At 62.7% G+C, this 13,067-nt stretch carries 13 protein-coding genes and 1 riboswitch; of the genes, 7 read left to right on the top strand and 6 right to left on the bottom strand.

Annotated elements, in window-relative coordinates:
* Positions 1–82: 82 nt before the first annotated feature.
* The 4 genes from V8Z65_RS14825 to V8Z65_RS14810 form a co-directional block, all read right to left on the bottom strand.
* On the bottom strand, positions 83–844 hold the full coding sequence (locus V8Z65_RS14825; RefSeq protein ID WP_338720928.1) for a sulfite exporter TauE/SafE family protein: 762 nt from the start codon (positions 842–844) through the stop codon (positions 83–85).
* 88 nt (positions 845–932) lie between these two features.
* Positions 933–2,822, bottom strand: a complete 1,890-nt coding sequence (locus tag V8Z65_RS14820) for a monovalent cation:proton antiporter-2 (CPA2) family protein (RefSeq protein ID WP_338720927.1) — start codon at positions 2,820–2,822, stop codon at positions 933–935.
* 18 nt (positions 2,823–2,840) lie between these two features.
* Entirely contained in the window at positions 2,841–3,572 is a 732-nt protein-coding gene (locus V8Z65_RS14815) for a cell cycle transcriptional regulator TrcR (RefSeq protein ID WP_338720926.1), read from the bottom strand.
* Positions 3,573–3,688: 116 nt separating this feature from the next.
* The gene (locus tag V8Z65_RS14810) at positions 3,689–4,747 is read right to left on the bottom strand and encodes an NAD(P)H-quinone oxidoreductase (RefSeq protein ID WP_338720925.1); all 1,059 of its coding nucleotides are present in this window, start codon (positions 4,745–4,747) and stop codon (positions 3,689–3,691) included.
* Between the two features lie 44 nt (positions 4,748–4,791).
* On the opposite strand from V8Z65_RS14810, the gene V8Z65_RS14805 reads away from it, so the two are divergent.
* From V8Z65_RS14805 to V8Z65_RS14795, 3 genes are all read left to right on the top strand, one after another.
* Positions 4,792–4,983, top strand: coding sequence for a DUF1192 domain-containing protein (locus V8Z65_RS14805; RefSeq protein WP_338720924.1), 192 nt, complete (start codon positions 4,792–4,794; stop codon positions 4,981–4,983).
* Between the two features lie 253 nt (positions 4,984–5,236).
* A complete protein-coding gene (locus V8Z65_RS14800) occupies positions 5,237–5,446 on the top strand; it encodes a hypothetical protein (RefSeq protein ID WP_338720923.1) in 210 nt (69 codons plus the stop codon).
* Between the two features lie 282 nt (positions 5,447–5,728).
* A complete protein-coding gene (locus V8Z65_RS14795) occupies positions 5,729–6,250 on the top strand; it encodes a DUF1465 family protein (protein WP_338720921.1) in 522 nt (173 codons plus the stop codon).
* An 84-nt stretch (positions 6,251–6,334) separates the two neighbouring features.
* Here the strand turns inward: V8Z65_RS14795 and rpmE are convergent, their stop codons facing one another.
* On the bottom strand, positions 6,335–6,556 hold the full coding sequence (rpmE, locus tag V8Z65_RS14790) for a 50S ribosomal protein L31 (RefSeq protein ID WP_183311443.1): 222 nt from the start codon (positions 6,554–6,556) through the stop codon (positions 6,335–6,337).
* A gap of 234 nt (positions 6,557–6,790) precedes the next feature.
* Between rpmE and V8Z65_RS14785 the strand changes: the two genes are divergently transcribed.
* Positions 6,791–8,608, top strand: coding sequence for an ABC transporter transmembrane domain-containing protein (locus V8Z65_RS14785; protein ID WP_338720920.1), 1,818 nt, complete (start codon positions 6,791–6,793; stop codon positions 8,606–8,608).
* Positions 8,609–8,771: 163 nt separating this feature from the next.
* Here the strand turns inward: V8Z65_RS14785 and V8Z65_RS14780 are convergent, their stop codons facing one another.
* Positions 8,772–9,467: a thiamine diphosphokinase gene (locus tag V8Z65_RS14780; protein ID WP_338720919.1), complete on the bottom strand. Its 696-nt coding sequence runs from the start codon at positions 9,465–9,467 to the stop codon at positions 8,772–8,774.
* Between the two features lie 27 nt (positions 9,468–9,494).
* Positions 9,495–9,593, top strand: a riboswitch (TPP riboswitch).
* A gap of 73 nt (positions 9,594–9,666) precedes the next feature.
* On the opposite strand from V8Z65_RS14780, the gene thiB reads away from it, so the two are divergent.
* From thiB to V8Z65_RS14765, 3 genes are all read left to right on the top strand, one after another.
* Positions 9,667–10,671 (top strand): thiamine ABC transporter substrate binding subunit, encoded by a 1,005-nt coding sequence (gene thiB, locus V8Z65_RS14775; protein WP_338720918.1) that lies wholly within the window; start codon positions 9,667–9,669, stop codon positions 10,669–10,671.
* Positions 10,672–10,852: 181 nt separating this feature from the next.
* Positions 10,853–12,445 (top strand): hypothetical protein, encoded by a 1,593-nt coding sequence (locus V8Z65_RS14770; RefSeq protein WP_338720917.1) that lies wholly within the window; start codon positions 10,853–10,855, stop codon positions 12,443–12,445.
* Positions 12,429–13,067 carry an ATP-binding cassette domain-containing protein gene (locus tag V8Z65_RS14765; protein WP_338720916.1) on the top strand — a complete coding sequence of 213 codons (639 nt, stop codon included), beginning with the start codon at positions 12,429–12,431 and terminating at the stop codon, positions 13,065–13,067. The genes V8Z65_RS14770 and V8Z65_RS14765 overlap by 17 nt, the downstream gene beginning before the upstream one ends.

The following is a 13,067-nucleotide window of genomic DNA, read 5'->3' as shown; positions in this document are numbered from 1 at the left end:
TCTCCCCATCGGGGAGAGGTGGCTCGGCGAAGCCGGGTCGGTGAGGGGGATGCTTGTTCAGGCAGTGGGGGCAATGGGATCACTACGCCCCCGACAGCAGCCGGCTCGTACCCTCCCAGATCAATTGCAGCGCCAGAAGGAAAACCAGCCAATAGGCAATGCGATAGAACAGGCGCGCATCGATGCGGCGCACCAGATAGATGCCGATAAAGACGCCGAGCACGCCCACCGGCGCCAGCGCAGCCGACAAGGTCAGATTGTGCATGTTGAGCTGGCCCAGGAAATAATAGGGCACCAGCTTGGCGGTGTTGACGATGGCAAAGAAGAAGGCGGTCGTGCCCGCATAGACCGCTGGGGGCAGACGGCGGGGCAGGGTGTAGATCTGGAATGGAGGCCCCCCGGTATGGGAGATGAAGCTGGTAAAACCGGCCACACCGCCCCAGAACACACCCCAGGGTTTTGAGGGGGGCAGACCTTCGAGCTTCTTGCGGATGGGAAAGACCGCGTCGATGACGAAAAGCAGCGTCACGACGCCCACCATCAGCAAGACAATGGCATCGCTGACCACCGCCCAGAGCGCCCAGCCGATCAATGTGCCGATGGCGGCGCCCGGCAGCATGATCTTGAGCAATCCCCAATCGCATTCCTTGCGGTACATCCAGATGGCTACCGCATCCATGCAGAGCAGGACCGGCAGCATCATGCCGGCGGCGTCGCGCGGCGCCATGACCAGAGTGAGGAGCGGCACGCCGACAACGCCGAGGCCACCGAGCAGACCGGCCTTGGACAAGCCAACAATAAGCACCGCGATCACGGCGATCGTGACGAAAAGGGGGTCGATCATGGGGAATAGACGTCCGGAGAGGCGAGGGTCGAGAGGTGTCGGGTGCGTTTCCGAACCGCAAATCCGCTGAGACTTTGCTGGAAACGCCCTAACCCGATCTTGGCAGGCGTGATTTGTCAAGCTTGCCCGGACCTTTGTCTTTTTTGGCCGTCTCGGGCGTGTCGGGCGCATCGGCCTGCATGGCCTCGTCGAGCAGGGTCATGGATTGCCGGACCATGCCCCAATAGGCCTCGCGATCGTCGCGCAGGTCGAAAGCGCGTTGCAGCAATTCCTGGTCGCGGGCGTGGAAGTCGCGCGCCAATTGCTCGGCTTCGGCCTCATCATGCCCGAGATGGGTCAGCACGCGCTTACCCAGATGCAGGGCCGAGTGGAAGGTTTCGCGCTCGAACAGGGTCACACCCAGATCCATCAAGGCATGGGCATGTTCGCGGTCCACGGCGCGAGCGGCAATGGCCACATGGGGGAAGTGACGGCGCACATTGCGAGCGATCTGAAGGATGCGGTCAGCGCCGCCGACCGCGATTATCACCAGTTCGGCGTGGCCGACGCCGGCCGCATGCAGAAGATCGGTGCGCGAGGCGTCGCCGTAATAGACCTTGATCCCGAAGCGGCGGACCAGCTCGATCTGGGCGGCGTCGTCGTCGATCAGCGTCATGTCATAGCCATAGCTGCGCAGCATGCGGGTGATGATCTGGCCGAACCGGCCATAGCCCAGGACCACGATGCGCCGATGCTGGTCGATGGTATCGGCGTCGCGCTGCTGCTTGTTGCCGCGGGCATCCAGGCGCGGCGCGATCAGTTTGTCGAAGGCCAGCAGCAAAAGCGGCGTGGTCGCCATGGAGAGGGCCACCACCACGGTGAAGAGCGCATAGGCATCCTCGGCCAAGGCGTTGTTGTTGGACGCAAATTGCAGAACGACAAAGGCGAATTCGCCGGCCTGGCTGAGGAGAACGGCCACCAGCAGCCGGTCGGCCCGGTTCATGCGGAACAGGGTGCAGAGGCCAAGCAGAATGGCGAATTTTACCGCGATGACGGCCAGCACCAGGGCCACTGTCAGCCATGGCGTTTTGACAAATTCGGCAAAGGCGATGGACATGCCGACCGAGACGAAGAACAGGCCCAGCAGCAGGCCCTTGAAGGGCTGCAGATTGCTCTCGAGCTCGTGGCGATATTCGCTATCGGCCAGCAATACGCCGCCTATGAAGGCGCCCAGCGCCGGCGACAGACCCAGGGCCTGGGTGGCCAATGCGGCACCGATCACCAGCGCCAGGGCAAGCGCGGTGAAGGCCTCGCGCACGGCCGTCCGCGCGACAAAGGACAGAAGCGGGCGCACCACAAATCGACCGCCGACTATGGCGGCGCCGAAGGTGGCGAGCAGCAGCAAAGAGGTCCGCCAGAAGACCGGGTTTTCGACGTCCGACACCGCTTCGGTGATTTCGGCGCCAAGACCCGGCCCCGGCGTTGCAAAGGCCAGAATAGGTACGATGGCGAGAATGGGAATGACGGCGACATCCTGCACCAGCAACACCGCCAGGCTCGCTCGCCCCGCATCGGTGCGGGTGATGTCGCGCTGTTCGGCGGTCTGCATGGCAATGGCGGTCGAGCTCATGGCAAAGGCCATGCCGACAATGATCGCGGTGTTGAGGCTATAGCCGAAGGCCTGCAGGATCAGCGCGACCGCCGCTGTGGTCAGCAACATTTGGGGCAGGCCCAGGCCCAGCACCTTGTGCCGCATGCGCCAGACCTCGCGCGGCTGCAGGTCGAGCCCGATGAGAAACAGCATCAGCACGATGCCGAACTCGGATGTATGGCGGATGGTTTCGCTGTCGGTGAGCAGTTTCAGGCCATAGGGGCCAATGAGGATGCCGGCTGCCAGATAGCCCAGCACGGTTCCCAGCCCAGCGGCCTTGGCCAGCGGCACCAGCGCGGCACTGGCGGCCAGCAGGGCGAAGATGGCCAGCAGAATATTGTCTTGCATCCTGCTGGCCTCGTTTGACTATTCTTCGTTGTCGGACTTCAGCGACTTCAATTTAGCAAAAACCGAATCGGCGTCCAGTTCGTCATCGGCGGCCGATGCGCCATGGCCGCCGCCTTCGCCGTCAAAACCGCCTTCGCCTTCTGGGGCCAGGCGTGCATTGGCACGGGCCAGGGCCTCCTCGGCGGTCAGCAGGGTGGTGCCTTCGTTGAATTCGGCCTGGGCAGGCGCATCCTTGCTGGCGCGCTTGACCTCGAGATCGAGATCGATCTGGCTGCAAAGGCCCAGGGTCACCGGGTCCATGGCTGTCAGGTTGGCCGCGTTCCAGTGGGTGTTTTCGCGCACTGATTCAATGGTCGATTTGGTGGTGCCGACCAGGCGCATGATCTGCGCGTCCTTGAGCTCGGGATGGTTGCGCACCAGCCATTTAATGGCATTGGGACGCTCATTGCGGCGCGAAATCGGCGTGTAACGCGGACCCTTGCGCTTGACGGCGGCAACCCGAACCTTGGGCTCGGAGACCTTCATGCGATAGCTCGGATCGGCCTCCGCCTTCTCGATTTCCTCGCGGGTCAGCTGGCCATTCTGGATCGGGTTCACGCCCATAATGCCGCTGGCCACGTCGCCATCGGCAATGCCCTGCACTTCGAGCGGGTGCAGCGTGCAGAAGGCGGCGATCTGGTCGAAGGAAAGGGCGGTATTGTCCACAAGCCACACGGCGGTTGCCTTGGGCATCAGAAGGGACTGGGACATAGCTAAATTTCTCCTGCTGGCGCGGCCGGTCTTCCTCCGGGCCGCTCCGCCTCTTGGCCAAATGCTGAGGGGGAACTGACGCCCAATATAGGGAAAATGCCGCGTAATCGCAACGGCTAACTGGCCCGATCTGCTGCACCGAAAGCGGTGAGCAGCACCAGCTTGCCGCGGTGGCCGCGGGTTTCCATCTCGGCATGGGCGCGGTGGGCCTGGGCCAGAGGGACGGTAGCGATGTTCGGCTTGATCCAGTCCAGTGCCGCAAGTGCAGGCAGGAAGGCCTGTTTTATATGGGACGCGATGGCTGCCTTGGTCTTTGCGCTTTGCGGACGTAGAGTGGAACCAGACAGGGTCAGGTCCTTGGCCATCATGGTTCTGAGCGGCACATTTGCCGTGCCCCCTTCAAGGGTCGATATCTGCACGATATGGCCGCCACGGGCCGAGGCGGCGATATTGACGGCAGTCAGCGCGCCACCGATCAGGTCGACCACCCGATCGGCACCGTGGCCGTCGGTCAGCGCCATGACCCGCTCCGCGATGCTTTCGCGTGTCCGGTCGATAATGGCCATGGCGCCAAGCCGGCCGCAATAATCGGCCTTGTCGGCATCGGAGACGACGGCAATGGCGCGGGCGCCAACGATCGAACAGATCTGGATGGCTGCGCTGCCAATGCCGCCGGCGCCGCCATGGATAAGCACATTCATGCCTTTGTCCAGTCCGGCGCGCATGACCAGGGTCTGGGTCACGGTGAACCAGGTTTCGGGCAGTGCCGCCGCCTCGGTCAGGCTCCAGCCTTGCGGCACCGGCAGAGCCTGTCCGAAGGGCACCGCGACATATTCGGCATAGCCGCCCCCATTGGTCAGCGCCATGACCCGGTCGCCCAGGGCAAACCCGGTGACAGCCTCGCCCACGGCGACAATCTCGCCGGCCACTTCCAGTCCCGGCAGCGGCGAGGCGCCGGGTGGGGCTGCATATAGGCCGCGCCTTTGCGCCAGGTCCGGGCCATTGACCCCAGCGGCGGCAACGCGAATGAGGACATCACTCGGGCCGGTTTGCGGCAGCGGTTCGGTGCGAGGCGCAAGGACGTCGGGGCCACCGGGCCTGGTGATGGCGACAGCAATCATGTGATCGGGCAATGTCATGGTGCCGATGCTGGCGCAAGCCGGCTTGCCGGGCAAGGTGGCTGCGCTAAACTGGCAATGTGTTTGTGTGGGAGTACGTGATGGCCATGATGGAAGAGGAAGATCGCAAGCATCCTGTCAGCCATGATGTGGGGATGGCGCTCGATGCCTTGTCGGTGGAGGAGTTGCAGGAGCGCATCACCCTGCTGGAGGGCGAAATTTCCCGTCTCAAGGTCGCAATCGAGGCCAAGGGCGATTCGCGCCGGGCAGCGGAGGCGGCGTTCAAGTTCTGAGCGGGCTGACTTCGTGATGGCACCAAATGGTCCGCTGCTCATTTAATCGACAGCGCCGTTAGCCTTAACAAAACGTTATGGTTTTTCGGCCGTGCCGATTGGCGCAGGGTGCGTGTTGGCGAACGAGGCGTGCGAGACGGTCGGGGAAACGTGGCGGTAGCTGGTGAAGGGTGGGGCCGATCCGACCTTTTGCCAATGGACAAGCGGCGGTCCCCGTCTGCATTTCGCAATCGTCCATGGAGGAGTTTGAGTTATGCTGCGGCAGGACGACATAATTTTGGAAGGTGTCAGGGCGGCGGAACTGGCGTCATTGAGCGCGCTGGCCCGCGGCGAGCCGATGAGTCGGCGCAACGATATGGCGCCGCTCTATGCCAAGGGTTGGATCGAACTGGTGGGCAATGAACCCATCATAACGCTCACCGGCCGCGCATTGCTCGAGCGTCCCCCTGCCGGGCTGCTGTGACGTCAATAGGCAGGGTTAAGAAATCGATGCCTGTTAAGGTCGAATTAATCTTTGGGCGGTAACGTCTTATTATTCAGATTTGTTCTGGATTTTTCAGAGTGGTTTCTCCCTCTGTTTGACGCCTCCCTGTTAACTTCGAGAGCTGCATCCTTGCGGCTCTTTTTCTTTTTCTGGACTGGGGCTTGGCGCGCCACGCTTCAACCACAAAATTAACAATAGTTGGACCTCTAGGATGACCCCGCGGCGGCTTGGCGCTAGCATGGCGGCATCGGAGGAATGCGCGTGGCCGATGGCGGTGAAATCAGGCAGGCAGTCTCGATCGGGCCCCGAATGGTGGCATCGAGCGGGTTCGACGCGCTCTATCGCGAAGGCATGGGGCTGATCGAGGCCGTAGCGGCCTATCTCGATGCCGAAGGCCGGGTTGAAAGCCGTGTGCTGCCGCGCGAGGCCGGCTTCCTCTACGCCACCGAATCCATGCGCCTGACCACGCGTCTCATGCAATTGGCGTCCTGGCTGCTGTTGCAGCGCGCGGTCAATGAGGGCGAGATCTCCAGCGAAAATGCCCGCTCCGAAAAGGAGAAGGTCAAGTTCTCCGCAACACCGTCGGAACGCGGCGGCCCTGGTTATGACGAGTTGCCCGCCACATTGCGCGACTTTATCGACAAGGGCGACCGTCTGTTTGAGCGGGTGATGCAGCTCGATGCGCTGGAAAAGGGCGATCTGCCTGCGGCAACGCCCGGCCTGGCCAATGGCATTGCCGATCAGCTCTCGCGCCTCAAGGCCGCCTTCGGTCGCACGGATTAAAGCGGCGCCCAGCCAAACACAGCTTGAGATACAACAGAGCCCGGCGCGATGGCCGGGCTCTGCATAAAGTCAAATCGGTTGGGCTTAGATACCCAGGCCCTTGAAGCGCTCCTTAAAGCGCGACACGCGCCCGCCGCGGTCCATGAGCTGGCCCGAACCGCCGGTCCAGGCGGGATGGGTCTTGGAGTCGATGTCGAGCTGCAGCGTGTCGCCTTCCTTGCCCCAGGTCGAGCGGGTCTGGTAGGTGGTGCCGTCGGTCATGACCACGTTGATGGTGTGGTAGTCGGGGTGGATATCGGTCTTCATAGCCTTGCCTCAAATCAAACGGGCGCCGCAGCGCCCGGAGAGCATCAAACTGGTGTTGGGCGGCTTCCTAGCGCAGAAGTGCAGCTTCCGCAAGGGTGCAGAATCGGTTGTTGCACATAAGCGGCGCGGCAATATAGCCCCGCTCCGCGCGGTTGCGGGCATCGGGGGCAGGCCCTATATGGGGGCAGTCAACGGCTGCGGCCGATCCCACTTCGAGAGCGGCGTGTTTCAGCCATGACAGATCAGGCCGTTACGGCGGAAACCGATCCCGACAAAATCGTGTCCGAGGTTCGCGCCGCGCCGCGCCAGCTCCAGCCCTTGCGCCGGCTGTTGCCGTTTCTGTTGCGCTATCCGGTGCGGCTTTCGCTGACCATCCTGTTTCTCCTGGTGTCCTCAATTGCCTCGCTGGCCATTCCGGCGGTGCTGGGCGGTGCGATCGATGAGGGGTTCATCGCGCAAAATCTGGACAGGGTGGGCCAGTATGGCGGGCTGATCATCGGTATCGCCGCGATCATGGCGGTAGCCAGTGGCGCGCGCTTCTATTTCATCTCGGTGATTGGCGAGCGGGTCGTTGCCGATCTGCGCCAAGCGGTATTCGCGCATCTGCTGCGGCTCGAGGCCCGCTATTTCGACACCCATAGAGTGGGCGAATTGACCAGCCGCCTCAATGGCGATGCCACCGTTATCCGTGGTGCGGTGGGTTCGAGCTTTTCTCTGGCCTTGCGCTCCATCGTAACCATTATCGGCGCGCTGATCATGATGGTCCTGACCAGCCCGGTGCTGACCCTGGCCGTGGTCGTGGCCTTGCCGGCTATCCTGACCCCGGTGATGATCTATTCGCGGCGTTTGCGTGGTATGTCCCGCCGCACTCAGGACGCGCTGGCCGATCTGTCGGCAATGGCCACCGAAATGCTGGGGGCCAACCGCACCGTCAAGGCTTTCACCCAGGAAGCGGGGCAGGCGGCTCATTATGATGCGCGCAGCGAGGCCAGCTACAATGCCGAAGTCAGGCGACTGGGCGCCCGCGCCTTTCTTGTGGGCATGGTGATCTTTCTGGGCACGGCGGCGCTGGTTGGCCTGGTCTGGTGGGGCGCCCGTTCGGTGTTCGAGGGCTCGGTTTCTGCGGGGCAATTGGCGCAGTTCCTGGTCTATGCGCTGATGGCCTCCGGGGCGCTGACCAATGTGTCCGAAGTTCTGGGCTCCCTGCAGACCGTGGCCGGTTCGACCGAGCGGCTGACCGAAATTCTTGATACCGAGGCCGAAATTACCGACCCGGTCCGTCCGAAGGCACTGCCGCTGCCCGCGCTGGGCACGGTCACCTTCGATCATGTCAGCTTTTCCTATGGCGGTTCTGGCGGCGACACCGTGCTCCATGATGTCAGTTTTGCCGTGGGCAAAGGCGAGACGGTGGCGCTGGTCGGGCCCTCGGGTTCGGGCAAGTCGACCACGCTGTCGCTGCTGCAGCGCTTCTACGATGTGACGGCCGGAACGATCTCGGTCGACGGCGTCGATATTCGCGATGTGCGGCTGGCCGATCTCCGGCAGCGCTTTGCCTATGTCGAGCAGGAACCGATCATCTTTGCCGGCACGATTGCCGAAAACATCCTGTTCGGCAAACCCGATGCCAGCATGGACGAAGTGGTGGCCGCAGCGCAGGCCGCTTTGGTCGATGATTTCGTCGCCGACCTGCCCCAGGGCTATGAAACAGTGGTGGGTGAGCGCGGCGTCATGCTTTCTGGCGGGCAGAAGCAGCGCCTGGCCATTGCCCGCGCCATTCTCAAGAACGCGCCGATCCTGCTGCTCGACGAGGCGACCTCCGCGCTCGACGCGCGCTCGGAGCAATTGGTGCAATTGGCGCTCGAGCATTTGATGGCGGGCCGCACAACGCTTGTCATCGCCCATCGCCTCGCCACCATCCGCGACGCCGATACTATTCTCGTGCTCGATGATGGGAAGATCATCGATTCCGGCACGCATGACGAGTTGGTGGCCAAGGGTGGCCGCTATGCCGAATTGGCCAAGCTGCAATTCCGCCTGGGGGAGGCGGTTTAGGACGATAGTCATGGCGTTTGACGAGACTGACGCTGTTACAGCGCTGTGCCGCGCTCAGGCGTGACCCGAGGACCACTCGTCTCAAACACCAATCCTCCTGCTCGTGGCAACAGGTCCTTGTGTCGAACACGAGGACGGCACCGTGGATGGAGCGGCACCGCCCTTATCGCTGCTCCAAACACAATTCCACCAAGTCCCACAGGCGCTCGCGGCCCAGGATCAATAGCCAGGGCGTATCGTCCTTCGGCACGATCTCGACGCGCCCGCCCAGGCCCTCATTGGATGTTCCCAGCCGGCCTGCCGGATCGAGCAGCAGCCCGTTCATCGGATAGAACAGGCCTTCCGTGCGTTCAAAAACGATGGGCACCAGCGGGTGAATTGAAATCCGTTCCTTGGCTGAGGCGTCGAAGGCAAAAGATCCCGATACGGCAAGCGCAACATCGGTTTCATCGACCAGGATCACCTGGCGGTGCGGCGCGACCTCGAGCAAGGCGCCGAGCGCTGCGAGCGTGTGGTCGAGGCGTTTTCCGGTCATGCCCAGGGCCAGGGTGACCGGCGCAGCGGTCGAATAAAGCGCTTTTTGAAAGTCGGTGGTGATCTGTTCGGGGATGTGGATGACGCGCGTGCGTTCGGCCCAGCCGGCAAGATCGTCCAGCGAATCGAGATCACCCAGAATGGCTTCGGGAACCAGGCCGGCGGTCCCCAGTGTATTGCCACCGCCATCGGCGGCGACCAGGGCGACATTGCGCTCGACCAGGTCGCGCAACAGCCCGGCATCCACGGTGCCGCCGCCGACAATGGCCAGGGGTCGGCTGAAGCTCAGAAGCGTTTTTTCGCCGGAAGGAATGGGGGATTGCACTCTTGGTTCACTCTCAATAAGGTCCGCACCGTCTCGCTGGGGTGTTCCGGTTGCTGCCGGAGCTGAGAGTTACCCATAGAACCTGAACCAGGTCATGCTGGCGGAGGAAGTTCGAGATGGCAAGAGGTGTCCTCGTGCGCCTCGATCCATTGACACATCCCTTCACCCATGGCTGCACACCAAACGAAGGGAGACCGACATGGTCAAATCCTCCTCGCTGGCGCTTGCGGTCCTTCTTGCCGGGCTTTCCGGCGCTGCTATTGCCCAGGATAAACCCACCCTCACCATCTATACCTATGATGGTTTCGCTTCTGAATGGGGCCCTGGTGTTCCGCTCAAGGAAGGGTTTGAAGCCACCTGCAATTGCACCGTCAATTGGGTGGCTGCCGACAGCTCCATTGGCACCCTGCGCAAGGTGCAGCTCGAGGGCGAGGGCACCGAGGCCGACATGATCCTGGGTCTGGATACCGCCATTGCCGGGGAAGCGCGCGCCACCGGCCTGTTTGCCGATCACGGCCTGGATATGAGCCATCTCGACCTGCCCGGCGACTGGATGGACGAGCAATTCGTGCCGTTCGACTATTCCCATTTCGCCTTTATGTGGGACACCGACACCATGGATACGCCCCCCGCCTCGTTCGAAGAGCTGATCGCGCTGCCCGACGATATCAAGATTGCCATTCAGGACCCGCGTTCGGCGACGCCGGGCTTGGGATTGATGCTCTGGGTCAAGGCTGCCTATGGCGACCGAGCGCCAGAAATCTGGGAGGGGCTCAAGCCCCATATCCTGACCATTACCCGCGAGTGGAGCGAAAGCTATGCGCTCTTTCTCGATGGCGAGGCCGATATGGTGCTCTCCTACACGACCTCACCCGCCTATCACATCTTCGATGCGGACGATCACACGATCAAGGCGGCCATGTTCAACGAGGGACACTTCCCACAGATCGAAGTGGCAGGCATTCTTAAATCCTCCGGGCATCAGGAGCTGGCGCGCGATTTCCTCGCCTATCTGACCTCGGTGGAAGGCCAGGCGCATATTCCGACCACCAATTGGATGTTCCCGGTGGTCGATCTGGGCGACGCACTCGATCCGGCCTTCCAGGGTCTGCCGCAGCCCGAAAAGACCCTGACGCTGGATGAAGCCGAAATCACCGCCAATTCTTCGGCCTGGATCGAGGAAATGCTGGCGGCGGTACAGTAGGCCATCTGATGCGCTCACTGCTGTACCGGGCTGTCACCCCACCCTCATTCCCTCCCCATCAAGGGGAGGGAGGCGCAGGGCTGATGGGTCGGAGCTCATCGTCTCCCTCCCCCTTGTGGGGAGGGATCAAGGGTGGGGGTATTGGCTTTCTCGCGAATAAGAGGGTGAAGGGATCGGCCCCATGCTGACCCTTCCGCACCGACCTGGCCGGGTGGCGATGGCCAGTGTTCTTACCGCGGCCATCGCCGTCCTCATCGTGGCGGTGCTCTGGGCCATTCTGGCCGCGGCCAGGGAAGGGGCGGAAAGTTCACGCATCGACATCGCCCATCTGCTGCGCATGACCGCGCTGCAGGCCGGGTTGACCATGGTACTCTCCCTTGGTGTCGGCATTGCGCTGGCCTGGGCGCTCAATCGGTTGCGTTTTACCGGGCGAGACCTGGTGGTTGGCCTTTTTGCCGCCGCCATTGTCACCCCGGGCATGGTGGTGGCCTTTGGTCTGCTCTCGATCTGGGGCCGCAATGGCTGGATCAACCAGATCGCGGAAGCCCTGTTCGGCGTCAGCTTCGATAGTCCGGCTTATGGCTTGTCGGGCATTTTGCTGGCTCATGTCATTCTCGACGGCGCCTTTGCCGCCCGCATCCTTCTGGCGCGGCTCGATGCCATTCCGCACAGCCGGCTCAAAATGGGGCAGTCGCTGGCGCTCAATGCCTGGCAGCGCTTTGCCCTGATCGATTGGCCAGCCCTGCGCGGCAGCCTGCCGGGCTTGGGAGCGATCATTTTCCTTCTGGCCTTTACCAGCTTTCCCATTGTGCTGCTGCTCGGGGGTGGGCCGGCCAACCAGACCCTGGAAGTGGCCATCTATACTGCCGTGCGGCTCGATTTCGACCTGGCCGGCGCCGTGCGGCTGGCCCTGACGCAGATCGCAATCTGTTCCATCGTCATTCTCATCGCCTCGGCTTTTACACCGCCGCCGGCCTCACTCAGCCATTCGGCCCAGCCAAGCTGGCGCGATGCGGGGCCGGTTCGGGTCCTGCAATGGTCTATTATGGCCCTGGGCGCTATCGGCTTTGCCCTGCCATTGCTCTCCGTGCTCTATGACGGTCTTGCCGGCGGGCTTTTGCGCGTCCTGGCCCAGGCCAGTTTCTGGCGCGCCACCGTCACCAGCATTGTGATTGGCGGCAGTTCGGCCTTGCTGACGCTGGGGCTGGCACTGATCCTGTCATTGGGGCGCAGCGCGGCGGAGCGCCGGGCGGCCCGCACCGTTCTGGGCATTCCCGCCTTTGCCTATCTGGCCGTGCCGGCCGTGGTGCTGTCATTGGGCTTTTTTCTGCTGGTCCGCTCGAGCGGTGTGCCGGCGGGTGCAGCCGCGCCCATTGTCGTCGTTATCGCCAATAGCCTCTTGTCCCTCCCCTTTGCCATTGCCACGCTGGGGCCGCCGCTCGACGCGATCATGCGCACGCGTGGCAAGCTGATCCGCTCGCTGGGTCTATCGGGCTGGGGGCAGTTCATCCGGATCGAATATCCGCTATTGGGGCGCGATATCGGGCTCATGCTGGCCCTGGCGTTCTGCTTCTCGCTGGGCGATCTGGGTGTCATTGCCCTGTTCGGCACCCAGGATTTCCAGACCTTGCCCCTGATGATGTATCGGGCGCTCGGGTCCTATAAATCCAATGATGCGGCAGTAATCGCTGCCTTGCTGCTCATCTTCACCATTGCCGCCTTTGTTGGGCTGCCGCGCCTTGTCGAAAGGATCGCCCATGCTCCGCGCCGCTGATCTGACCTTTGCCTATCCCGGTCAGGCAATCCCCTATCGCTTCAGCCTGGAGGCGGCGCCTGGTGAAGTCACGGCCATTTCGGGGGTGAGCGGGGCCGGCAAGTCGACATTGCTCGATCTTCTGGCAGGATTTGTACGTCCCTCCAGCGGTGCGCTTGCGCTTGATGGCGTCGATCTGCTCCCCTTCCCGCCGGAGACACGGCCTGTATCCCTCTTGCTGCAGACCGATAATCTCTTCGAGCATTTGAGTGCCGAGGAAAACGCGGCTCTGGGCCTGCCTCGCACCGTGTCGAAGGCCGAAGGGCGGGAAAAGGTGGCGGCGGCGCTGGCAGAGGTGGGGCTGGCCGGCTTTGGGGCCAAACTGGCCTCAACCCTGTCGGGCGGGCAGAAGCAGCGTGTGGCCCTGGCGCGAACCCTGTTGCGCGAGTGTCCGGTCCTGCTGCTGGACGAACCATTCTCGGCGCTTGACGATGAGACCCGCAAGACTACGCGGGATCTGGTGGGTGAATTGACGCGCCGCCATGGCTGGCACACGGTGCTGGTCAGCCATCATGCAGACGATATCGCCGCCTTGGCCAGCCGTCATTATCGTATTGTGGAAGGCATGCTGGAGCGCGTCTGA

The sequence above is a fragment of the Devosia sp. XK-2 genome (assembly GCF_037113415.1).
Classification (GTDB): domain Bacteria; phylum Pseudomonadota; class Alphaproteobacteria; order Rhizobiales; family Devosiaceae; genus Devosia.
This window is presented reverse-complemented; position numbering and strand designations above follow the sequence as displayed.

Bases quoted from the DNA above. Each gene is read 5' to 3' on its own strand.
- V8Z65_RS14825 (WP_338720928.1), bottom strand. From the start codon at position 844: ATGATCGACCCCCTTTTCGTCACGATCGCCGTGATCGCGGTGCTTATT.
- rpmE (WP_183311443.1), bottom strand. From the start codon at position 6,556: ATGAAGACCGATATCCACCCCGACTACCACACCATCAACGTGGTCATG.
- V8Z65_RS14820 (WP_338720927.1), bottom strand. From the start codon at position 2,822: ATGCAAGACAATATTCTGCTGGCCATCTTCGCCCTGCTGGCCGCCAGT.
- V8Z65_RS14785 (WP_338720920.1), top strand. From the start codon at position 6,791: ATGACAGATCAGGCCGTTACGGCGGAAACCGATCCCGACAAAATCGTG.
- V8Z65_RS14815 (WP_338720926.1), bottom strand. From the start codon at position 3,572: ATGTCCCAGTCCCTTCTGATGCCCAAGGCAACCGCCGTGTGGCTTGTG.
- V8Z65_RS14800 (WP_338720923.1), top strand. From the start codon at position 5,237: ATGCTGCGGCAGGACGACATAATTTTGGAAGGTGTCAGGGCGGCGGAA.
- V8Z65_RS14770 (WP_338720917.1), top strand. From the start codon at position 10,853: ATGCTGACCCTTCCGCACCGACCTGGCCGGGTGGCGATGGCCAGTGTT.
- thiB (WP_338720918.1), top strand. From the start codon at position 9,667: ATGGTCAAATCCTCCTCGCTGGCGCTTGCGGTCCTTCTTGCCGGGCTT.
- V8Z65_RS14805 (WP_338720924.1), top strand. From the start codon at position 4,792: ATGGCCATGATGGAAGAGGAAGATCGCAAGCATCCTGTCAGCCATGAT.
- V8Z65_RS14765 (WP_338720916.1), top strand. From the start codon at position 12,429: ATGCTCCGCGCCGCTGATCTGACCTTTGCCTATCCCGGTCAGGCAATC.